This is a genomic window from Kitasatospora sp. NPDC098663 (assembly GCF_044760075.1).
Taxonomy (GTDB): domain Bacteria; phylum Actinomycetota; class Actinomycetes; order Streptomycetales; family Streptomycetaceae; genus Kitasatospora.
This window is the reverse complement of record NZ_JBIWAP010000007.1, coordinates 215453-235983: the sequence shown is the minus strand read 5'-3', so window position 1 is coordinate 235983 and position 20531 is coordinate 215453. Positions and strand designations below refer to the sequence as shown.

The following is a 20531-nucleotide window of genomic DNA, read 5'->3' as shown; positions in this document are numbered from 1 at the left end:
CGTCCAGCCTGCGGCCGCGCCGGGCCGGCCGCGTCCCGGGCTGCGCCGTCCGGGGGCGTGTCGGCGGCCGCGGCACCGGCCGCCGCCGACCGCCCCTCAGGCGGAGGCCGGGGCTCCTCCGTCCGGTCGGCCGGGTTCGTCCAGCAGCTCCAGCAGGGCCAGGACGGCGACCAGCGCGAGCGCCAGGCAGAGCGTCACCAGCACCGTCGGATAGCTCCACAGCACGAACACCAGCGCCGCGACCGCGACCGCCGCCCAGCCCAGCCAGGCCTTCCAGCGGTGGACGAACCGCCCGACCGGCCCGAGCCGCAGCCCGGCCCGTTCGGCGGTGCTCCGGGCCGCGCCGAGCCCCGCGTGCCAGCCGCCGCGCGCGGTGCGGGCCCAGCGGCCGCCGCCGCTGATCCAGGCGCCGAGCGCGACGACCAGGCCGAGCGCGATCACCACCCGGACGGCGGAGCGCAGGTAGCGCACCAGCGCGTCGTACACCGCCTGGGCGGCCGCCTGGTCCACCCCGGCGGGGAGCCCGTCCAGGTAGACGGCCCGGAACACGCTCAGCCCGATGCCCAGCAGCAGCGCCCCGGCGGCCATCCCCAGCGCCGCCGTGACCACCGCCCGGCGCCGCCGGACCGCGAGCAGCACCCCGCCGACCGCGCAGACCAGCGTGAGCACCGGCATCCAGAAGCCGGCCAGGTCCAGCAGCCGCAGGCCGGTGCGGACCTTGGGGATGGCGTCGGACTGCACCAGCGTGAACGAGGTGTGGATCTCCGGGATCCTCGCGGCCGGCGCGAGCCCGTTGTCGACCAGTGCGGTCTTCACCCGGGCGATCACCGGGGCGAGGTCGAGCACCACGGTGTCGTTCCTGACCTCGACGGCGCCGCCGCCCTGCCCGGTCAGCATCCGGTCGATCGCGGTGTGCGCCTGCCGGTTGACGTCCGTCCAGAGGGTCGCGAAGGCGTCGCTGTCCACCACCCGCTGGACCTGGTTGCGGACGAAGCCGGTGAGCCCGTCGGTGAGGGCCTGGCCGATGCCGTTCAGCAGCGCGCCGAGCTTGGGCCGGTCGTCGGGGGCGATGGTGTCGAGCAGCGAGTCGACCGGGATCCGCGCCACGACCTCGTCGGTGACCCGGTTGGTGACGGCCGCCCTGACCGCAGGGTCCCTGGCCAGCGGGGCCATGGTCGCGACGTACCGGTCGGTGTCGCCGATCTCCGACCTCGCCCACACCGCGACGGCGCTCAGCGGGGTCAGCACGCAGGCCAGCAGGATCAGCAGGACGGCGAAGAGGGAGCGCACCCGGTGGCGGTCCGGACGGGTCGCCAACTGTCGGGTGAGCTGCGCCTGGTGGGCCTCGGCGGCGCTCAGCCGGGCCCGCAGGTCGGCCAGCTCGTCGGGCGATCCGGCAGGCGGTTCGCCGGGGGGCTCGCCCGGCGGTCCGGCGGGTGGTCCGGCGGGTGGTCTGGCGGGCGGCTCGTCGCCCGGTTCGTCGGTGGGCATGCCGCGACTCCGTTCCTCCGGTGGGTGCATACCAGGAGATAACGGATCAGATCGGACGGCCAGTCGGGAGGGCCGTGAGCAGCCCGGATGCAGCAGAAGCCCCCGGCACCGTCATCGGACGGTACCGGGGGCTTCCGGAGGAGAGCGGGACTCAGACGGCCGTCTCGGGCCGCTTCGTCTCGGTGGCCTTGGTCACGTTGGTCGGCGTGACGGCCGGCGGGGTCGTGGCGGCCGGCTGCGGGGCGGCGGTGCTCTGCGCGGTGCCGGCGCTCTGCGCGGCGTCCGCCGCCGGGGCCTCGTCCTCGCGCAGCGCCTTCGTCTCCGCCTTCAGGATGCGCATCGACTTGCCGAGGCCGCGGGCCATCTCCGGCAGCTTCTTCGACCCGAACAGCAGGATGACGATCGCCAGCACCACCAGGAGGTGCCAGGGCTCAAGACCGTTCCGCAGCATCCCTGGCCACCGGTCCCTTCTTGTCTAGAGTCAAGGGTGGGCGAGCGCCCGTGCTGGCCAGTATGCCTGGCGACGACGGCGAACGGATACACCGGCCGGGAAACGCTGGCCAAAAAGCAGGTGCCGTTCGAGCGGAACGCGAGCGCCCGCGGCGGGGGCCGCAGCCGGCCCGGTCCGGCTCGCGCACCCGTGACCGGCCCGCACGGCACCGCGCCGCGCAGCACCCGTCCCTCCGGCCCCTTCCGTTCCGTCGCCGGGGCCGCAGCCGGCCACCGCCCGATCGGCGGCGGCTCAGTACACGAAGGGCACGAGTCGCTTCGACGTCCGCCGGTATTCCGCGTATTCCGGCCCGAAAGCGGCCAGCAGCAGCCGCTCCTCGGCGGTGATCCGCCAGCCGTACGCGCCGAGCAGCAGCGCCGGCACCAGCAGGGCCGCCGGCCAGCTGCCCAGGCCGAGCGCGTAGCCCGTCCAGACCAGCAGACTGCCGGCGTAGCCGGGGTGGCGGATCTGCCGGTACGGGCCGCTGCGGACGACGCGCTGGGTGTCCACGGTGCGCAGGGTGCGGGTGTAGTAGCGGCCCAGGGTGCGCATGCCCCAGGCCCGCAGGGCCAGCCCGGCGGCGATCAGCGCGATCCCGGACCAGCGGGCCCAGGGCGGCAGTTCGCCGATCCCGGCGCGGCCGAACAGCACCACGACCAGCACCGCGGCGGCGTAGCAGGCGAGCAGCAGCCGGGTCGAGCCGCGGTCGCGGTCGTCCGCGCGCCAGGTGCCGGCGGCGGAGTCCTCGCGGCGGCGCAGCATCAGCTCGTAGCCGACCCAGCAGAGCAGGCCGAGGAGGGAGAGCAGGGTGGTCAGGGGCATACGGCGGCTCCCGGCGAAGAGGAGGGACGGGCCAGGTACCCCTTCACGGTCCTCCCCGGGGGCCGCTGGTGCACGCCCCCGGGGGTGGATGCCCCGCCCTCCACCCCCAGGTGGACCCTCCCGCCCGCCGGACTCGATAAGTAACAGATGTACAACTGCTACATTGGCGTCATGAGCGAGCCAGTGATCGAGTCGATGGCCGAGGTCCGGAGCCATCTCGCGGATGTGATCGACCGGGCCCGACGTGACGAGACTCCGACGATCATCACGAGGCGCGGTCGGCAGGAGGCGGTGGTGATCGACATCGCTGAGTACCAGCGTCTGCGGGAAGTCGCCGAGCAGGCCGAGGACGAGTGGCTGAACCGCCTTGCGGACGAGGCGGAGGCAGAGGGCCTCGAAGGCTCCGTGTCGCTGGAGGAAATGGCCGCCATGCTCCGCGAACACCACGGCTGAGCGCGATGGGGTATGTCACGCGGTTCAGTCCTGGCGCGCAACGGGATCTTCTCAAGGTGCCCAGGCCGGACGCTGTCCGCATCCTGCACCGCCTCGCAGAGTTGCAGAAGGCGCTGGACGTCGGCGACACCTCGGGCTTCGACATCAAGCCGCTCCAGGGGCACCAAGCCCGGTGGCGGCTGAGGGTGGGGGACTACCGGGTGCTGTACACCGTCGAGGACGGGGTGCTGATCGTCTGGGTCATGGCGGTCGGCAACCGTCGTGAGGTCCACCGGCACCGGTAGGGCCGGCGGGAACGGCGCAGAGCCCCCGCCCGAGGGGGCGGGGGCTCTCGATGACTCGCGTGGACCGGGCCGGGTGGGTCAGACGGTGACGGCCTCGGCTGCGGCCTCGGGGGCCGGGGCGGCGGCGGGGAGGTGGCGCATCAGGCGGTAGGCCAGCAGGGCGGCGCCGAGGGCGAAGACCAGGCCGACCACCGCGGCGACGTGCAGGCCGTCGGTGAAGGCGGCCCGGGCGGTCTCCAGCAGGTCCGTGCCGATCCGGCCGGGCAGGTGGCCGGCGACGGTGACCGCGCCGCCGAGGGTGTCCTGGGCGGCCCGGGCGGCCTCGCCGTCGAGGCCTGCCGGGAGGGCGCCGTCCAGCTGGTGGCGGTAGACGGCGGCGCCGGCCGCGCCGAGCAGGGCGATGCCGAGCGAGCTGCCGAGTTCGACGGCGGTCTCGGAGGTGGCGGAGGCGGCGCCGGCCTGCTCGGCGGGGGCGGCGGAGACGACCATTTCGGCGGTCATGGTCATGGTGCCGACGGTGCCGGCGGCGAGGACGCCCGCCGCGACGAGGATGAGCGCCAGCGGGGAGTGCGCGCCGACCTGCGTCATCATCGCGAAGCCCGCCGCTCCGACCAGGAACCCGCCGCCCATCAGGGCCGCCGGACGGACCTTGCCGGCCAGCGCCGAGCTGGTGCCGACGGCCGCGCCGACGCCGACGCTGGGCACCAGCGACCAGAGCGAGGCGGTGAGCGGGCTCATGCCCTTGACCAGCTGCAGGTACTGCGAGGTGAAGAGGGAGAAGCCCATCATCGCGAACATCGCGATGGTGTTGACGCTGATCGCGCCGCTGAAGGTGCGGATCCGGAACAGGCCGAGGTCGATCAGCGGGTCGGCGGCGGTGCGCTGGCGCCGGACGAACGCGGCGGCCAGCAGCAGGCCGACCGGGACGGCGAGGGCGGGCAGCGGGCTCCAGCCGTCCACGGCGAGGGTCTTGACGCCGTAGACCAGCGGCAGGATCGCGGCCATCGAGAGCGCGGCGCCGGGCAGGTCGAAGCGGCCGGTGCGGGCGGTGGAGCGGTACTCGGGGAGCAGGACGGGCGCGGTGAGCAGCACCAGGGCCATCACCGGGACGGCGATCAGGAACGCGGAGCCCCACCAGAAGTGGTCGAGCAGCAGGCCGCCGGCGACCGGGCCGAGGGTGGCGCCGGCGGTGAGGACGCCGCCCCAGGCGCCGAGGGCGATCTGCCGCTGCTTGGGGTCGTGGAACATGTTGCGGATCAGCGCGAGCGTCGAGGGCATCACGGTGGCCCCGGCGACGCCGAGCAGGGCGCGGGCGGCGATCAGCTGGCCGGCGGTGTCGGCCCGGGCGGCCAGCAGCGAGGCGCCGATGAAGCCGGCGGCGCCGATCATCAGCAGCCGGCGGCGGCCGATCCGGTCCCCCAGCGAGCCCATGGTGATGAGCAGCCCGGCGAGCAGGAACGAGTACACGTCCATGATCCACAGCTGCTGGGTGCCGCTGGGCGCCAGCGTGGTGGAGATGAAGGGGACGGCGAAGAAGAGCACGCCCATGTCCATGGCGAGAACGAGGGTCGGGAGCAGGAGGACGGCCAGGCCGGTCCATTCGCGACGGCCTGCGCGGCCGGTGGTTGCGGTCATGGGGAAGACGGTACGGGCGTGTCAGACATCTGTCTAGTACGTATGTGTAAATCGCTCGTGCAAGACATTCGTGCAAGACATCTGTGCAGTCCTTCCGTAGGATCGGGTCATGGGAAACCGCGAAGACCTGATGGCCGGCGCCAAGCGCTGCCTGTACGAGAAGGGGTACGGGCGCACCACCGCCCGTGACGTCGCGACCGCCTCGGGCGTCAGCCTGGCCGCGATCGGCTACCACTTCGGTTCGAAGGACGCGCTGCTCAACGCGGCGATGATCGAGGCGATCGGGGAGATGGGGACGGCCCTGGGAGCGGTGGTGTACGCCGCCAACCAGGTGTCCGACGACCCGGAGGAGCGCTTCGTCGCGGTCTGGGACGGCCTCAGGAGCGTCTTCACCGAGCACCGCGGGCTCTGGGCGGCCCAGTTCGAGGCGCTCGCCCAGGCCGCGCACGCGCCCGAGCTGGCGCACGCGTTCGCGGAGGCGCAGAAGGAGGGCCGGCTCGGTCTCGCCGCGCTGTTCCAGGGGCTGCCCGAAGTGCCGGACACCGAGGAGGAGGTCGTCCGCGGCTCCTTCTACCAGACCCTGCTGGCCGGGTACGCCGCCCAGTGGCTGGCCGCCCCCGAACTGGCGCCGAACGGGCGGGACTTCCTGCGCGGGCTGCGGCTGGTCGGCGCGAGCGTGTTCGGCCCCGCGGTGCCGTCACCGCCCGCCACCGCCCGCTGACGACGGCCGGCCGTCGACCGCTCGCGACGGCTGCCGCCCCGCTAGGCGGTGACCACCGTCAGCAGCACCACCGAGTCGACGTGGGCCAGCAGCCCGTGCCGCTCCTGGGGCACCGGCTCCAGCCGTCCGACCGGCAGCTCCTGGCGCCGGCCGGCGATGGTCAGCGAGACCCGGCCGCGCAGCACCTGGATGCTGCCGGCGGTCGGCGGGGTGTGCTCGTCCAGCGAGGTGCCCGCGGTCAGCGCGATCACGGTCTGCCGCAGGACGCCGTCGTGGAGCACCAGGTGGGCGCTGCGCCCGTGCGGGCTCTCGGCCGCCCGGGCGACGTGCTCCACGGCGAGCTGTTCGAGATCGGGCATCGCGCGTCCTCCTGAACCCGGCGTGCCGGGCCGACCGCGGGCGCCCGGACCGGCGCCGTGTGCCCAGGTTCGCGGACGCGCCCGGCTCGCGCACCCGGAGCCGTTCGACGTGCAGCCCCCGGCGAGTGCCCGCATCGTGGAGGCATGGCGATGAACGAGACAGTCTCCGGCGGGTTCCAGGTCAACCGCTCGCTGCTGGCCGGCGGCGCGCTGCTCACCGGTATCGGCGCCGTGCTCGGCGTGGCCGGGGCGGCGATGGTGTGCGCGGCGCTGGCCACGGCCGGCCGCAGCTGGGTGCGCAGCCTGGAGACCGCGCCGGCCGCGTTCGCCCAGAGGGCGCTGCGCGAGGCGAAGGTGGCGTCCAGCGCGGGCTGGGAGGCCTGGCGCGCGGAGCACGGTTCGCCCAACTGAGCGCACCCGTCCACCTGAGCCGCACCCGCGCGCCCGCCCGAGTGCGCCCGCCCGAGTGCGCCCGCCCGAGTGCGCCCGTCCGGGTGCGGCGGGCCGCCATGGGGGTGCGGCCCGCCGCGGCTGTGGGCCCGCCTGCCCCGCCTACAGGCCGAGCGACTTGGCGATGATGCTGCGCATGACCTCGCTGGTGCCGCCGTAGATCCGGAACACCCGGTTGTCGGTGTAGAGCCGGGCGATCGGGTACTCCAGGATGTAGCCGTAACCGCCGTGCAGCTGAAGGCACTTGTCGATGACGGTGGAGGCCGACTCGGTGCAGAACAGCTTCGTGGCGGCCGCGTCGGCGACGGTCAGCTCCCCCTGCTGGTACAGCTCCAGCGCGCGGTCCACCATCGACTGCTGCGCCACCACCTGGGCCTCGCAGTCGGCCAGGGTGAACTTGGTGTTCTGGAACTCGGCCACCGCCTTGCCGAACACCTTGCGGTCCTTGACGTACTGGAGCGCGAACCGCACCGCCGCGGCCGCCGACGCGTACGCGCTGACGGCGATCGCCAGCCGCTCCTGCACCAGGTTGTGGGTCAGGTAGGAGAAGGCCCGGCCCTCCTCGCCGAGCAGGTTCTCCACCGGCACCTTGACGTCGCTGAACGCCAGTTCGGCGGTGTCCGAGGTGCGCAGGCCGATCTTCTGCAGCTTGCGGCCGACCGTGTAGCCGGGGGACGCGGTGTCCACGCAGAGGATGGACAGGCCGGCCCGGCGGTTGTCCGGGTCGTACGGGGCGGTGCGGCAGACCACCAGGACGAGGTCGGCCAGCACGCCGCCGGTGATGAAGGTCTTGGCGCCGTTCAGGACGTAGTGGGTGCCGTCCTCGGAGAGCTTCGCGGTGGTGGCGATGCCCGCGAGGTCGGAGCCGGCGCCCGGCTCGGTCATCGCGATGGCGGTCATGATGTCGCCGGAGACGAAGCCGGGCAGCCAGCGCCGCTTCTGCTCCTCGGTGGCGTACTCCAGCAGGTAGGGCAGGACCAGCGCGGTGTGCACGCCCGAGGAGCCGAAGCTCACGCCCGCCCGGGCGGTCTCCTCGGTGATCACCGTCTGGTACTTGAAGCCGCTCTCGCCCGCGCCGCCGTACTCCTCCGGCACCTCGATGCCGAAGACGCCGAGCGCGCCGAGCTGCCGGTAGAAGTCGCGCGGCGGGTGGCCGTCGGCCTCCCAGCTCTCGTAGACCGGGACGACCTCGTTGGCGATGAAGTCCCGGATGGTCTCCCGGAAGGCCTCGTGGTCCTCGTCGAACACGGTGCGGCGCACGGCGGCGCTCCCTTCGGTGGTGACCGGCTGCGGGTGCCGGCGGGGGCTGAACGTGCCAGGTGATGGCCTCACAAGTTAATCCCGGGTAGCTTCGGCTGTCCAGGGTCGACGGCTCCGGAAATGGCCGCTGGTCACCGGCGGTCGGCGCCCTCAAGTGAATCCTTGCTAGCCTTCGGTCGGCAGTCCGGAGTGCGGGAGGGGGGCTCACCATGGTGGTCCGACGACCGCCCGGGCGGCGCGCCCAGATCCTCGCCGTGGCGGCCGACCGGTTCCACCGCAGCGGCTACCACCAGGTCTCCATGGCCGAGGTCGCCGCCGGGGCCGGCATCACCGCGCCCGCCCTCTACCGGCACTTCCGCGGCAAGCCCGAACTGCTCGACCGCGCCGTCCGGCTGGGGCTGGACGCGCTGGCCTGCGGGCTGCGCGGGGCCCGCACCACCGGTGACCTCGGCGCCGCGCTGGCCGCCGTCGCGGTCGGACACCGCCCGCTCGGCACCCTGGTGCAGCGCGACGCCAGGCTGCTGCCGCCGGCCCGGCGGGCGGCGCTGCGCCGCGAACTGCGCGCCGACGTCGCGCTGATGACCGCCGTGCTGTGTGCAGGGCGGCCGGAACTCCCGGGGCCGGACGCCGAGTTGCTCTGCTGGTCGGCGCTCTCGGCCTGCACCGGGCTCTCCTACCAGTCGGCCGCGCCGCAGCCGCGCCGCGCCGAGGCGGTGCTGCGTGATCTCGTCGCCGCCGTCCTCGCGGCCTCCCCAGGCGACGCCGCCCCCGCCACCGTCCGTGCCCCCGTCCCCGATCCCGCCCCCGATCCCGTCGCCCCCGGCACGCCGGAGCCCAGGCCGCAGGCGCGCCGCGAGGAACTGCTCGCGGCGGCCGTCCGGCTCTTCCACCAGCGCGGCTTCGACAACGTCAGCACCGACCAACTCGGCGCCGCCGTCGGCATCTCCGGCCCCAGCGTCTACCGGCACTTCGACAGCAAGGCCCAGTTGCTCGCCGCCTCGCTGGTGCGCAGCCGCGAACGGCTCTGGCAGGAGGTGGACGGCGCGTTCGCGGCCGCCGCCGGGCCGGAGGCGGCGCTGGTGGCCGGCCTGGGCGCGTACGTCGGCTTCGCGCTGCGCAACGGCGACTACCTGGGCGCGATGCTCAGCGAGACGGAGCGGCTGGCCCCGCCGGACCGCCGGGTCGCGGTGGACTTCCGGCGCGACTTCCTGCGCACCTGGGTCGGCCTGCTGCGGCGGGTCCGGCCCGAGTACGACGCGGTCGAGGCCCGGATCCGGGTCCACGCCCTGTTCGCGCTGGTCAACGACGGGGTGCGGAACCGCCCGCACAGCGCCCGCCCGGACCTCGGGGACTGCCTGCTGCACCTCGGCCGGGCCGTCCTCGGACTGCCCGGAACGGACGGCGGCCGGGTGCCCGCCCCGCGTTGACGGAGCGGGCACCCGGCCCGTGGGCCAGACGCGCTAGGCCGGCCTAGCCGACGGCGCCCGGGAAGAAGGCCCGGGCGTCGAGGTTGCCGTTGCCCTGCAGAGCGCCGATGTTGCCGCCGTTGCCGGCCGCGGCGAGGCCGTTGTTCTGGTTGCTCGCGCCCGAGCCGGTGGCCGTCTGCTGGGTGACGACCACGTTGCCGTGGACGTTGCCGATGACGTTGGCGGAGCCGGTGTTGCTCACGACGCTGCTGTTGGAGTGGTCGATGGCACCGGCGCCGTTGTCGGCGTGGGCGCTGGCGGCGCCGAAGCCGACGAGGAGGAACGCCCCGAGGGCGGTGACGGCGGCGGCTGCGCGGATACGGGACACGGTGGTCTCCCTGAGCTGGGGGTGCGAAATGTGGCGCGCTCCGGAGTGGCCGCTCCGTGGCGCCGTTGCCTGACGTCGCACGTTCAGCATTCACCAACAGCGTGGACGAACTCCACCAAACAGGTGGCAATTCCCCCGATGGTGTCATGGTGACGCCGTATCCGGAGATTGCCCGATGGTCGCGGCGAAGGCATCTCCGTCCCTCAAAACCCCTGATGGAGTGGCAAGTTGACGCGCAAGACGGCAAGGTGGGACAACCTCGGGATGTCAACACAAAGTTGACCGAGTTTTCTCAGGAAGAAAGAAATGGTGGCCGGATAGTCGCACTGGCACACTGGGGACCCATGTCTGAAGGTGCCCCGCCCGAGCCCGCCCCCGCCGAGGATCTGCGTACGACCGAGGTCGATCTCGGCGGACTGGTGAACGTCCTCGCCACCCACCTCTACTCCACCCCGCTGGTCGCGCTGCGCGAACTCGTCCAGAACGCCCACGACTCGCACACCCGCCGACTCCTGGAGGACCCGGAGGGCGACCACCGCCCGTTGATCCGGGTGCGCGGCGACGCCGCCCGGCGGACCGTCTCCATCGAGGACACCGGCGCCGGCCTCACCGAACCGGAGATCCACGCCTACCTCGCCACCGTCGGCACCGGCTACACCCGGATGCTGCGCGACCTCACCGGCAACCAGGAGTTGATCGGCGCCTTCGGCCTCGGCTTCCTCTCCGCCTTCTCGGTGGCCGACGAGGTCGCCGTCACCACCACCTCGCACCGCGAACCGCACCTCGGCCACCGCTACCGCAGCCGGGGCGGCGAGCAGTACCAGGTCGACCCGGTGCCCGCCCGGCCCCGCCCCGGCACGGTCGTCGAGCTGACCCTCAAGGCCGAACACGCCCACCTCGCCGACGAGGACGCGCTGCGCGACGTGCTCGGCCGGTACTGCGTGCTGCTGCCGATCCCGGTCTACGTCGGCGACGACGAGCAGCCCGTCAACAACGTCGAGGTGCCCTGGCGCCACAGCGTGCCGGGCGACCAGCACGCCGCCCGGATGCGCTTCGCCACCGCCTTCGGCCGCCGCTTCGAGCCGCTCACCGCCTTCCCCGTCCACCCGGCCGAGGGCGGCACCGGGGGCGGCACCGACGCGATCGGCCTGCTCTGGGTCCAGGACGGCGGCACCTACGGCAGCAGCGACAACCGCGACCTCGCCGTCTACCTGCGCGGCATGCTGCTCGCCGAGGACGCCCGCGACCTGCTGCCCAGCTGGGCCGGGTTCATCGGCGGCGTGGTCGAGTCCAGCCGGCTCACCCCCACCGCCAGCCGCGAGGACCTCCAGCGCGACGACCACTACCGCGCGCTCCAGCGCGCCCTCACCGACGCCATCGTCGACGGCCTGTACGAGACCGCCCGGCTGCGGCCCGCCGCCTGGCGCCGCATCCTCACCCGGCACGGCCAGGACCTGCTCGGCGCCGCGCTCTGCGACGAGCGGCTGTTCACCCTGCTCGCCGACGACGTCCCCGTCCCCACCTCCCAGGGCGACCTCACCGCCGGCGCGCTGCGGGCCGCGGGCGGGGGCGCGGTGCACGTCGCGCTCGGCAGCGGCGGCGGCTTCGAGGAGATGCTGTACCGGGCGATGCGGGTGCCGATCGCCCGCGGCGACCGCTACGCCGTCCTGCCCTTCCTGCGCCGCTACGCCCAGCTGCGCGGCTGCCGCCTGGTCGAGCTGGGCAGCGAGCACGGCGACCGCGAGCTGTTCCGCGACCCGGAGCGTCCGCTGCCGGCCGGCGAGGCGGCCTGGCTGGCCGGCGCCCTCGCCGACGAGGGCGAGCAGCTCGTCCCGGCCCGGTTCGACCCGCCCGGCCTGCCGCTGGTCCTGGTGCCGGACCGCGAGGCCGAGCTGAAGGCCCGGATCGAGGACGACCAGGCCGACGCCCGGATCCCGTCCGCGGCGCTGCGGCTGGCCCGGGCGTTCACCGCCCGCACCGACGGCGAGGTCCGGGCCCGCCTCTACCTCAACCTGTCCTGCCCGGCCGTGCTGGACCTGCTCGCCGCCTACCGCGCCGGGCACACCGGCAGCGCCACGGCGGCGGGGCTGCTCCGCTCGCTCAAGGTGATCATGGCCGCCGCCTCGGCGGGCCCGGCCGGCTCGTCCGGCGGCGACCTGACCGCCGCGCTGTCCGGCGTCGGCACCGCGGTCTCGGCGCTGACCGCCGCCGTCCCGGCCGGCCTGCCGGGCGTCCCGGACACCCTCGGCGCCCTCCCGGACGAGGCGTGACGGACGGATTGTCAGTGGTCCGCGGTAGACATCACATCAGCACGACGCAGGGGGACACCACATGAGTACCGACATCTGGGCCTGGGTCCACGACGCCCACCGCCAGCTGGCCGAGGCCGGCCACCGGCGGCTGGCCGACGCCATCTACGAGCTGCCCGGCCACGCCAACGAGGGCCGCAACGACCAGGTGGACGCCGTCTACCCGGAGGCGCTGGCCGCCTCCCGGGCGCTCGGCCTGCCCTGGGTCGAGGTCTACCTGCGGCACTGGCGGATGCAGAACCTGCTGAACAAGCGCCACCAGGGCGAGCAGGCCCTGCCCGAGGCGGTCGACCTGCTGGAGTTCGCGCACCGCGAGGAGACGGCGGGCTGCCCGCAGTCCGTCTGCGTGGTGCAGGACTTCGCGATCTGCCACGCCCGGGTCGACGGCCCCGGCTACGTGCCGGAGCGGCTGGCGGTGCTCGGCGAGACGCTGGAGCGGATCGAGCCCGGCCGCGCCTGCTTCGACTGCCTCTCCCGCGAGTACTCCGACGCGCTGGAGGACGACGGCCGCCACACCGAGGCGCTCTCCCACCTGGACACCGCCGCCACCCGGATCCAGGCGGCCGGCGAGCGACTCTCGCTGCACTTCCACCACGCCCGGGCCGGCACCCTGCACCGGCTCGGCCGGCACCAGGAGGTGCTCGCGCTGCTCGACACCGCCGAGCAGGCCGAGCGCTCCCGCGGCCACGAGATCGACGAGAGCGACCGGCTCTGGGGCGGCCTGCTACGGGCCCGCGCCCTGGCCTCGCTCGGCCGGACGGAGGAGGCGCTGGCGCTGCTGCCCGACCGGGAGGCCGCCGAGCGCCACGCCGACCTGCGGGACGGCTGGACGCACACGGTCGAGCTGCTGGTCGCGGCCGGCGCCTGGGAGAACGACGCCGAGCTGGGCGCCGCCGTGGCCGGCTGGGTCGGCTACCTGGACGGCACCGGCTCGCACCGCCCGTGCGTGGACCTGCTGCTGGCGGCGGGTCGGCTCGCCCTCGCCCGCGGCGCCCGGACGGTGGCGCTGACCCTCGCCTCGACGGGGGAGCGCAAGCTCGCCCAGCTGCGCCGCACCGACGGCGTGGCCGCGGAGGTCGCCGCGCTGCGGGCGGCCGCCGAGGCGCTGCCGGAGCCCGAGCTGCCCGTCCCGCCCGGCGAGCTGACGGCGCACCTGGCCGAGGTCGGAGTGCCCTACGAGACCGGCGCCGACCTGCTCTCCGTCGCCCTGGGCCGGTACCGGGGTGAGCAGGCCGGCGCCACCGAACTGGCCGTCAACCTGGCCGCGGTGCTCGGCGGCCTCGGCCACGCCCGGGCCGCCGCCGACCTGCTCTGGCACCGGCTCGACACCGCCCCGGCCGACGAGGTGCTGATCGGCATGCTCGGCTCCGCCCTGATCGACGCGGGGGACGGCGAGGGCATCCGCCGCCTCGCCGACCGGCTGGCCGACGACAGCCCGGAGGACGGGCACTGGATACGCGCCCGCTGGGCCGCCGCCGAGGGCCGCTGGGCCGAGGTGCTGGAGCAGTGCGAGGCGATCCTGGCCCTGGACGCCGGCCGGATCAACACCCGCCGGCTGGCCGCCGGCGCCGCCACCGAGCTGGGCGACCACGCCACCGCGCAGCGGCTGTACCAGGAGCTCCTGGAGCACGCGCTGCCCGCCGAGGCCGCCCCGGAGGAGGAGCGCCACCGCACCGTCCAGGAGTCCGACCTCTGGCACCTGATCACGGCGGCCACCGCCAACCGGGACTGGGCCGCGGTCCGTTCCACGGGCGCGCTGCTCGGCATCGAGTTCGACGAGCCCGAGGGGCCGGTGGACGAGGAGTGGCAGCTGGTCACCGTCCGGGCCACCCGCACCAACGGCGCCACCGCCGACCTGCCCGCCGTCCGCACCGGTCCGGCCACCGCCCGGATCCTGCCGGTGCTCGGCGAGGACCTGACGCTCAACCACGGCGACGTGGTGGTCTTCGCCCCGGCGCTGCTGGAGCCGCCGCCGGCCGAGGACGCCCCCGAGGAGGAGCGGCACGGCTGGCGCCCGGTGTTCGAGCTGCTCACCCTGCTCGACCCGGCGGGCTACACCACGTACTGGATCGACGGCGGCTGGCCCGGCGACGAGCCGTGGGCGGCGCTGCGCGAGAGCCTCCAGCAGGCCGGCTACGCGGTCTGGGCGTACAGCGGGGAGCAGTACCGCATCACCGACCCGGCCGACGAGGACGGCACGCTGCCCGGCGTCTACGCCGCCTTCGGGGTGCCGCCCACGGCCTCCGCCGCCGAGGCCGACGCGCTGCTGCACCGGCTCACCGGCGACTGGCCGCACCCGCTCGCCTGGCTCGACCTGGCCAAGGCGGCGGGCGCGGACGCCGCCCGGCACGAGGAGATCGTCGAGCGCTACGGCCTCTGAGCCGCTCCCGCTCCCGCTCCCGCTCCGGCTCAGGCCCGGGGCGGGGCGGGAACCATCCTGGGATCTGTCGAGTCTTGGTAAATGCTTTACCATTCCATTGCCAAGACTCGACCCCCAGGAGTGTCCGCCCGTGACCAGCCTCGCCCTCGGCCCGTCCTGGCTCGATCCGACCAACCTGATCTCCGCCTTCGGCCTGATCGGCATCCTGGCCATCGTCTTCGCCGAGTCCGGCCTGCTGATCGGTTTCTTCCTGCCGGGGGACTCGCTGCTGTTCACCACCGGCCTCCTGGTGGCCGGCGGCACCTACCTGCACCAGCCGCTCTGGCTGGTCTGCGCGCTGATCGTGGCCGCCGCGGTGGCGGGGGACCAGGTCGGCTACCTGTTCGGCCGCAAGGTCGGGCCGAGCCTGTTCCGCCGCGCCGACTCCCGGCTCTTCAAGCAGGAGAACGTGGAGAAGGCCGCCGCCTTCTTCGACCGGCACGGTCCCAAGGCGATCGTGCTGGCCCGCTTCGTGCCGATCGTGCGCACCTTCACCCCGATCGTCGCCGGGGTGAGCAGGATGAACTACCGCACCTTCGTGGTCTTCAACCTCGTCGGCGGCGTGCTGTGGGGCGCCGGCGTCACCGTGCTCGGCTACTTCCTGGGCCAGATCCCGTTCGTCCGGGAGAACATCGAGGCGATCCTGGTCGGCATCGTGCTGGTCTCGGTGGTCCCGGTGGCGGTCGAACTGCTGCGGGCCCGCCGTTCCGGCGCGGCGTCCGCCGACCGCCACCGCGCCGGGTAGGCGTCCGCGGCCCCCTCCGGGGTACGCCGCGTACATGTGCGTCCGGCAGTTCGATCAGGCAAGGTGTAACCCGAGATCGAACGGTGGCCGACGGCCACCAGGGGCGGCAAGGAGCGGAAGTGCCTAAGCGGGGCCGACCGGGCGCAGGCAAGCGGGCGAGGGGAGGCCGGGCGGTCCGTCAGACCCGGCGGACGCCGCCGGTGCGGCCGGTGGACCCCGCCGAGGCGCCGCCCACCGAGGGCCTGCTGGGCCATCCGGCCCCGACCGTCGAGCCCGCCACCGTCGTCCCCTTCGTCCCGCCGATCACGGAGACCAGGGGCCTGCTGTCCCCGGAGCCGGAGCCGGAAAGGGCGCCGTCCCCCGAGCCCGGGGCGCCCGCCGGGTCCGGGCCGCACCCCGCGCTCGGGCCGCACCCCGCGCCCGGGCAGGCACCCGGCCCGGAGGACGCGCGCCCCACCCGCCGCCGATCGGTCGCCGAGGACACCCTCACCCCCGAGGAGTGGCGGGCCGCCGGCTACACCCCGCCGATGGGCATCCCGGTCGTCCCGGAGCTGACCGCCGGCGCCCCTGGCGAGGCGCCCTGGCCGGACCGGATGCGCACCCTGCTGCGCATGCCGATGTCCGAGCGCCCCGCCTTCGAGCGGACCGCCCGCGAGCTGCACCCCTCCGCGGGCGCGACCCGCAACGTCCCCCGCATCCTCGACCTGACGCTGCGCATCGGCGAGCTGCTGCTCGCCAGCGGCGAGGCCGCCGAGGACGTCGAGGCGGCGATGCTCGGCATCGCGCACGCCTACCGGCTGGACCGCTGCGAGCCGCAGGTGACCTTCACCCTGATCGGCATCTCGCACCAGCCCTCGCTGGTCGAGCCGCCGATCACCGCCGACCGGGTGGTGCGCCGCCGCACCTCCGACTACACCCGGCTGAACGCGGTCTACGAGCTGGTCGCGGACATCACCGCGGAGAAGGTCACGGTCAACGACGCCTACCGCCGGCTCGCCCTGATCCGCCGCAACCGGCACCCGTACCCGGGCTGGATGCTCGCGCTGACCACCGGTCTGCTGGCCGGCGCGGCCACCTTCCTGGTCGGTGGGCGGATCGACGACAAGGCCTGGCTGGTGTTCGCCAGCGCCTTCGTCGCGGCCGTCCTCGGCGACCGGCTGGCCTCCACGCTGGCCCGGCGCCGGCTGCCGGAGTTCTACCAGTTCGTGGCGGCCGCGATGCCGGCCGCCGCCTCCGGGATCATCCTGTCCTTCAACGACTGGGGCCTGCGCGGCTCGGTGGTGATCACCGGTGGCCTGTTCGCGCTGCTGCCCGGCCGGGCGCTGGTCGCCGCCGTCCAGGACGGCCTGACCGGCTTCTACATCACCGCCGCGGCCCGCCTGCTGGAGGTGATCTACCTGGTCGCGGGCATCGTGATCGGCGTGATGCTGATCCTCTACCTGGGGGTCGGCTTCGAGGCGAAGCTGCGGCCGGACGAGAGCCTGGCGGGCGTCACCTACCCGCCGGTCCAGATGATCGCCGCGATGCTGCTGACCCTGGCCTTCGCCACGCTGCTGCAGACCGACCGCCGCTCGCTCGCGCTGGTCACCCTGAACAGCGGCATCGGCTGGGCCAGCTACGGCGTGCTGGCGTACAACGCGGGCATCTCCCCGATCGTGGCGACGGGGGTGGCGGCCGGCCTGGTCGGCCTGTTCGGCCAGCTGATGGCGCGCTACCGCAACGGCTCCGCGCTGCCGTACGTGACCGCCGCGATCGGTCCGCTGATGCCCGGTTCGGCGCTCTACCTGGGGATGCTGTCCTTCGCCCAGGGCCACGCCAGTGCGGGCCTGGTGTCCGTCTCCCGGGCGGCGGCGATCGCGATGGCGCTGGCGATCGGGGTGAACCTCGGTGGTGAGATCGCCCGGATGTTCATGAAGCTGCCGGTCGGCGGCGAGCGCCCGTCGCTGTACCCGGTCGTGCCGCGCCGGGCGGCCAAACGCACCCGCGGGTTCTGACCGCGCGTTGGACCGGTGTTGGGCTCCGGGCCATGTCACGGCAGGCCGCACGCAGGACCAGGAACGAAGGTAAGACGCATGACCACACTGCTGGACGGCTACCGCGAGCACATCGTCGCCGCGCACAAACAGCCGTTGTTCCTGCTGCTGGTCGGCTTCATCACCTCCTTCGTGTGCATCCGGTTCAGCGTCCGGATGATCCGCGCCGAGGTGCGGTGGTGGTTCGGCAACGTCACTCCGGGTGGCCTGCACATCCATCACATGGTGTTCGGCCTGGGCTTCCTGCTGGTCGGCGGCGTCGGGGTGTTCGCCACGTACGGCGGGCACCCGTGGATCGACTGGTTCGGGCTGGTCTTCGGCATCGGCTGCGGCCTGGTGCTGGACGAGTTCGCGCTGATCCTGCACCTGGACGACGTGTACTGGAGCGAGCAGGGCCGCAAGTCGGTGGACGCGGTGATCTTCGGGATCCTGTTCACCGCCCTGCTGCTGGTCGGGTACGTGCCGCTCGGCGTGGTGCCCAGCCAGGAGACCAGGTGGGGCCTGATCACGGTGATCTCGGTGAACGCCCTGGCCTCGGTGATCACCCTGATCAAGGGCAAGATGTGGACCGGCCTGCTCGGCATCATGGTCCCCGGCCTGTCCTGGATCGGGGCGATCCGGCTGGCCCGCCCGAGCAGCCCGTGGGCCCGCTGGCGGTACGCCACGCGCCCGCGTCGCCGGGCGCGTGCGCTCCGGCGTGAGCGCCTGCTGCACCGGCGTGCGGACCGGGCCCGCACCTGGCTTTTCGACCTGATCGCCGGTGCCCCCGACAAGGTGCCGGCGAACCACCCCGCCGCCCACCGGGTGGCCGAGCGGATGTCGGCCCGGGCCACCGCCCACCTCGACGCGCACGCGGCCCGGGCGCTGGCCCGGCGTCAGGCGCGGCTGGCGGACCGCCGCTCGGCGGCCGCCGCCGCCGGGGCCGCCCCGGTGGCAGTGGGCGGGGCGTACGGCGCGGGCGGCAGCGTCGCGGGCCCGTCCCTCGGGGCGCAGCAGCGCCGTCGCGCGATCCGGGCGGGGCGCAATCGGACGTACGCGGTTCGTCCGACCGGGGTGGAGCACCGTTCCGGGCGACACCCCCACCTGCGGCCGCACACCCGCCGGATCCACCGGTAGTTCGCATACCCTGTGCACCTGGCTGAAGGTGACTGGCGGTCAGATCATCTGATGGTCACCCGCCCGGCGGAGTGCGTTCGAGGTGTGAAAAGCGCCGGAGTTGAGAACATGATCGGCGAGTGACCGTTCTGTCATGTGATGGGATGATTCGTCGGACCTGCTCCGCCCGGCCGCCCCGCCCGAGCGCCGCGGACAGTCCGCCGCCGTCCCCTCCGGACCCGTGAGAAGGGGATGTCTCGTGGCGCGCAGGCTCCTGCCGACCCTCCTGTTGTCCCTCACCGCCCTGCTCGGGCTGCTCCCCGCAGCCCAGGCCGCCCCGGCGGACCCCGAACCGGCCGCCGGCCCCGCCCGGACGGAGGACCCGTACCCCACCACCGGGGAGATCGACCGGGCCCGCGCCGAGGCCGACCGCACCGCCGCCTCCGTCACCGCCATCGAAGCCGGCCTCGCCGCCGCCCGGACCGAACTCGACCGGGCCGGCCGCAGCGCCGAACAGGCCGTCGAGGCCTACAACGGCGCCCAGCTCGCCCTCGTCCGGGCCCGAGCCGACGAGACCGCCGCCGCCCGGAGCGCCACCGCCGCCGAGGCCGACCGCACCGCGGCCGCCGAGGACGCCGCCCAGCTCGCCGCCGAAACGTACCGCCAGGGCGCGGGCGCCGCACTCTCCGCCCTCAACGCCCTGCTCGGCGCCCACGGCCCGCGCGAAGCCGGCGACCGCGCCGCCGTGATCGGCGTCGCCAGCGAGCGCACCCGGCAGATCCTCGACGCCGCCACCTCCACCGCCGCCGCCGCGACCCGCGCCTCCGCCGCCGCCCGCGCCGCCACCGAGACCGCCGAGAAGGCCGCCGCCGAGGTCGGTGCCGCCAGGGCCAGGGCCGAGGCCCGGCTCGCGGCCCAGCAGGAGGCGGTCACCGCCGCCGACCGCCGCCGCGAACAACTGCTCACCGACCTGGCCGCCGCCCGGCACACCACCGTCGACCTGGAACGCCGGCGCAGCGAGGCACTGGAGGCGATCGCCGTCCGCGAGGCGGAGGCCGCCGCCCGCGCCGCCGCCGAGAAGGCCGCCGCCGAAGCGGCCGCCGCGGCCGAGGCCGCCGCCGAGGCCACCCCGGCCGCACCCCCCGCCGCCGGCCGCCCGTGGTCCGCCGAGGGCGCCGCCGCCGCCATCGCCTTCGCCCGCTCCAAGATCGGCCTGCCCTACATCTGGGGCGGCGAAGGCCCGGCCGGCTACGACTGCTCCGGGCTCACCATGATGGCCTGGCGTGAGGGCGGCAAACAGCTCAACCACTTCGCCGCCGACCAGTACGCCGAGAGCACTCCGATCAGCTACCGCCAGCTGCGCCCCGGCGACCTCGTGTTCTGGACGGACACCGGCCGCGCCGTCGACATCCACCACGTCGGCCTCTACATCGGCGACGACCAGATGATCGAGGCCCCCCGCGTCGGCAGGCCGGTCAAACAGGCCAGCCTCTGGATCATGGGCACCCCCGACTTCTACGCCCGCCCCTAGGGCCCGGCCCTGTGCGCGCGCCCGCTCGCGCCGGGTTGTCGGCGGCGGCCGCTAGCGTGGCCGCGTCGATCACTCGGGAGGAGACGCGATGAGGCTGCGGGACGTCGAGGCGGGGGACGTCGGGGCGTACGTCCGGATGCGGTGCGACGCGGTGATGATGGCCGAGCTGGGCGGGCCGCTGCCGGAGGAGCGGGTGCGGGAGCGGCTGCGCAAGGACGTCGTGGAGGTCGCCGAGGACCGTTCGTGGATCAAGGTGATCGTCCCGGACGGCGCCGGGCCGGAGGTGGCGGCCGGCTCCGTCACGCTCTGGTCGCACGAGGAGGACGGCGCCGCCGTGGCCGAGATCGGCTGGATGGTGCTGCCCGAGTTCCAGGGGCGCGGCCTCGCCAAGGCGGCCGTCCGGGAGCTGCTGGACGCGGCCGCCCGGGACGGCCGGTGGGGCCCGGTGCACGCCTTCCCGGCGACGGCCAACGGCCCGTCCAACGGGATCTGCCGGGCGCTCGGCTTCCGGCTGCTCGGCGAGCTGGACGTCGACTTCGCCGACCGCGTCCTGCACTGCAACCACTGGGTGGTGATGCCCGGGGAGCACCTCGCATCGGGCACGAAATAAATGGGATGCCGCCCGAGAGCGACGCCCGTA

The 20531-nt window shown here is 74.4% G+C and carries 19 protein-coding genes; 12 read left to right on the top strand and 7 right to left on the bottom strand.

What is annotated here, in order from left to right:
- Positions 1 to 96: 96 nt before the first annotated feature.
- From ACIQVZ_RS10580 to ACIQVZ_RS10570, 3 genes are all read right to left on the bottom strand, one after another.
- The gene (locus ACIQVZ_RS10580; RefSeq protein ID WP_402448693.1) at positions 97 to 1491 is read right to left on the bottom strand and encodes a hypothetical protein; all 1395 of its coding nucleotides are present in this window, start codon (positions 1489 to 1491) and stop codon (positions 97 to 99) included.
- A gap of 151 nt (positions 1492 to 1642) precedes the next feature.
- Positions 1643 to 1942, bottom strand: coding sequence for a Sec-independent protein translocase subunit TatA (tatA, locus tag ACIQVZ_RS10575; RefSeq protein ID WP_350878319.1), 300 nt, complete (start codon positions 1940 to 1942; stop codon positions 1643 to 1645).
- Positions 1943 to 2233: 291 nt separating this feature from the next.
- Positions 2234 to 2803, bottom strand: a complete 570-nt coding sequence (locus ACIQVZ_RS10570) for a methyltransferase family protein (protein WP_402448691.1) — start codon at positions 2801 to 2803, stop codon at positions 2234 to 2236.
- A gap of 171 nt (positions 2804 to 2974) precedes the next feature.
- Between ACIQVZ_RS10570 and ACIQVZ_RS10565 the strand changes: the two genes are divergently transcribed.
- On the top strand, positions 2975 to 3256 hold the full coding sequence (locus ACIQVZ_RS10565) for a type II toxin-antitoxin system Phd/YefM family antitoxin (protein WP_244293429.1): 282 nt from the start codon (positions 2975 to 2977) through the stop codon (positions 3254 to 3256).
- 5 nt (positions 3257 to 3261) lie between these two features.
- Positions 3262 to 3540, top strand: a complete 279-nt coding sequence (locus ACIQVZ_RS10560) for a type II toxin-antitoxin system RelE/ParE family toxin (RefSeq protein ID WP_402448687.1) — start codon at positions 3262 to 3264, stop codon at positions 3538 to 3540.
- A 78-nt stretch (positions 3541 to 3618) separates the two neighbouring features.
- Here the strand turns inward: ACIQVZ_RS10560 and ACIQVZ_RS10555 are convergent, their stop codons facing one another.
- Positions 3619 to 5175, bottom strand: a complete 1557-nt coding sequence (locus tag ACIQVZ_RS10555) for an MFS transporter (protein ID WP_402448686.1) — start codon at positions 5173 to 5175, stop codon at positions 3619 to 3621.
- 109 nt (positions 5176 to 5284) lie between these two features.
- Here ACIQVZ_RS10555 and ACIQVZ_RS10550 point away from each other — a divergent pair, with 109 nt between their 5' ends.
- Entirely contained in the window at positions 5285 to 5896 is a 612-nt protein-coding gene (locus tag ACIQVZ_RS10550; RefSeq protein WP_350878322.1) for a TetR/AcrR family transcriptional regulator, read from the top strand.
- Between the two features lie 41 nt (positions 5897 to 5937).
- Here ACIQVZ_RS10550 and ACIQVZ_RS10545 read toward each other — a convergent pair whose 3' ends face one another.
- Entirely contained in the window at positions 5938 to 6255 is a 318-nt protein-coding gene (locus ACIQVZ_RS10545; RefSeq protein WP_350878323.1) for a cupin, read from the bottom strand.
- Between the two features lie 150 nt (positions 6256 to 6405).
- Between ACIQVZ_RS10545 and ACIQVZ_RS10540 the strand changes: the two genes are divergently transcribed.
- Positions 6406 to 6666, top strand: a complete 261-nt coding sequence (locus tag ACIQVZ_RS10540) for a hypothetical protein (RefSeq protein WP_350878324.1) — start codon at positions 6406 to 6408, stop codon at positions 6664 to 6666.
- A gap of 141 nt (positions 6667 to 6807) precedes the next feature.
- Here the strand turns inward: ACIQVZ_RS10540 and ACIQVZ_RS10535 are convergent, their stop codons facing one another.
- Entirely contained in the window at positions 6808 to 7965 is a 1158-nt protein-coding gene (locus tag ACIQVZ_RS10535) for an acyl-CoA dehydrogenase family protein (protein ID WP_350878325.1), read from the bottom strand.
- Positions 7966 to 8174: 209 nt separating this feature from the next.
- Here ACIQVZ_RS10535 and ACIQVZ_RS10530 point away from each other — a divergent pair, with 209 nt between their 5' ends.
- Positions 8175 to 9392: a TetR/AcrR family transcriptional regulator gene (locus ACIQVZ_RS10530; RefSeq protein WP_402448683.1), complete on the top strand. Its 1218-nt coding sequence runs from the start codon at positions 8175 to 8177 to the stop codon at positions 9390 to 9392.
- 43 nt (positions 9393 to 9435) lie between these two features.
- Here the strand turns inward: ACIQVZ_RS10530 and ACIQVZ_RS10525 are convergent, their stop codons facing one another.
- Positions 9436 to 9759, bottom strand: coding sequence for a hypothetical protein (locus ACIQVZ_RS10525; RefSeq protein ID WP_350878328.1), 324 nt, complete (start codon positions 9757 to 9759; stop codon positions 9436 to 9438).
- Between the two features lie 344 nt (positions 9760 to 10103).
- On the opposite strand from ACIQVZ_RS10525, the gene ACIQVZ_RS10520 reads away from it, so the two are divergent.
- The 7 genes from ACIQVZ_RS10520 (at position 10104) to ACIQVZ_RS10490 (ending at position 20501) form a co-directional block, all read left to right on the top strand.
- Positions 10104 to 12029: an ATP-binding protein gene (locus ACIQVZ_RS10520; RefSeq protein WP_402448681.1), complete on the top strand. Its 1926-nt coding sequence runs from the start codon at positions 10104 to 10106 to the stop codon at positions 12027 to 12029.
- Between the two features lie 61 nt (positions 12030 to 12090).
- Positions 12091 to 14448, top strand: a complete 2358-nt coding sequence (locus ACIQVZ_RS10515; protein ID WP_402448679.1) for a hypothetical protein — start codon at positions 12091 to 12093, stop codon at positions 14446 to 14448.
- Between the two features lie 130 nt (positions 14449 to 14578).
- Positions 14579 to 15232 carry a VTT domain-containing protein gene (locus ACIQVZ_RS10510; protein ID WP_350878332.1) on the top strand — a complete coding sequence of 218 codons (654 nt, stop codon included), beginning with the start codon at positions 14579 to 14581 and terminating at the stop codon, positions 15230 to 15232.
- A 209-nt stretch (positions 15233 to 15441) separates the two neighbouring features.
- The gene (locus ACIQVZ_RS10505; protein ID WP_350878333.1) at positions 15442 to 17226 is read left to right on the top strand and encodes a threonine/serine exporter family protein; all 1785 of its coding nucleotides are present in this window, start codon (positions 15442 to 15444) and stop codon (positions 17224 to 17226) included.
- Positions 17227 to 17304: 78 nt separating this feature from the next.
- Positions 17305 to 18381: a hypothetical protein gene (locus tag ACIQVZ_RS10500; protein ID WP_402448676.1), complete on the top strand. Its 1077-nt coding sequence runs from the start codon at positions 17305 to 17307 to the stop codon at positions 18379 to 18381.
- A gap of 238 nt (positions 18382 to 18619) precedes the next feature.
- Entirely contained in the window at positions 18620 to 19891 is a 1272-nt protein-coding gene (locus ACIQVZ_RS10495) for a C40 family peptidase (protein ID WP_350878335.1), read from the top strand.
- A gap of 88 nt (positions 19892 to 19979) precedes the next feature.
- On the top strand, positions 19980 to 20501 hold the full coding sequence (locus ACIQVZ_RS10490) for a GNAT family N-acetyltransferase (protein ID WP_402448674.1): 522 nt from the start codon (positions 19980 to 19982) through the stop codon (positions 20499 to 20501).
- Positions 20502 to 20531: the final 30 nt, after the last annotated feature.

Bases quoted from the DNA above. Each gene is read 5' to 3' on its own strand.
- ACIQVZ_RS10550 (WP_350878322.1), top strand. From the start codon at position 5,285: ATGGGAAACCGCGAAGACCTGATGGCCGGCGCCAAGCGCTGCCTGTAC.
- ACIQVZ_RS10530 (WP_402448683.1), top strand. From the start codon at position 8,175: ATGGTGGTCCGACGACCGCCCGGGCGGCGCGCCCAGATCCTCGCCGTG.
- ACIQVZ_RS10515 (WP_402448679.1), top strand. From the start codon at position 12,091: ATGAGTACCGACATCTGGGCCTGGGTCCACGACGCCCACCGCCAGCTG.
- ACIQVZ_RS10555 (WP_402448686.1), bottom strand. From the start codon at position 5,175: ATGACCGCAACCACCGGCCGCGCAGGCCGTCGCGAATGGACCGGCCTG.
- ACIQVZ_RS10545 (WP_350878323.1), bottom strand. From the start codon at position 6,255: ATGCCCGATCTCGAACAGCTCGCCGTGGAGCACGTCGCCCGGGCGGCC.
- ACIQVZ_RS10500 (WP_402448676.1), top strand. From the start codon at position 17,305: ATGACCACACTGCTGGACGGCTACCGCGAGCACATCGTCGCCGCGCAC.
- tatA (WP_350878319.1), bottom strand. From the start codon at position 1,942: ATGCTGCGGAACGGTCTTGAGCCCTGGCACCTCCTGGTGGTGCTGGCG.
- ACIQVZ_RS10540 (WP_350878324.1), top strand. From the start codon at position 6,406: ATGAACGAGACAGTCTCCGGCGGGTTCCAGGTCAACCGCTCGCTGCTG.
- ACIQVZ_RS10580 (WP_402448693.1), bottom strand. From the start codon at position 1,491: ATGCCCACCGACGAACCGGGCGACGAGCCGCCCGCCAGACCACCCGCC.
- ACIQVZ_RS10570 (WP_402448691.1), bottom strand. From the start codon at position 2,803: ATGCCCCTGACCACCCTGCTCTCCCTCCTCGGCCTGCTCTGCTGGGTC.
- ACIQVZ_RS10490 (WP_402448674.1), top strand. From the start codon at position 19,980: ATGAGGCTGCGGGACGTCGAGGCGGGGGACGTCGGGGCGTACGTCCGG.
- ACIQVZ_RS10560 (WP_402448687.1), top strand. From the start codon at position 3,262: ATGGGGTATGTCACGCGGTTCAGTCCTGGCGCGCAACGGGATCTTCTC.
- ACIQVZ_RS10520 (WP_402448681.1), top strand. From the start codon at position 10,104: ATGTCTGAAGGTGCCCCGCCCGAGCCCGCCCCCGCCGAGGATCTGCGT.
- ACIQVZ_RS10565 (WP_244293429.1), top strand. From the start codon at position 2,975: ATGAGCGAGCCAGTGATCGAGTCGATGGCCGAGGTCCGGAGCCATCTC.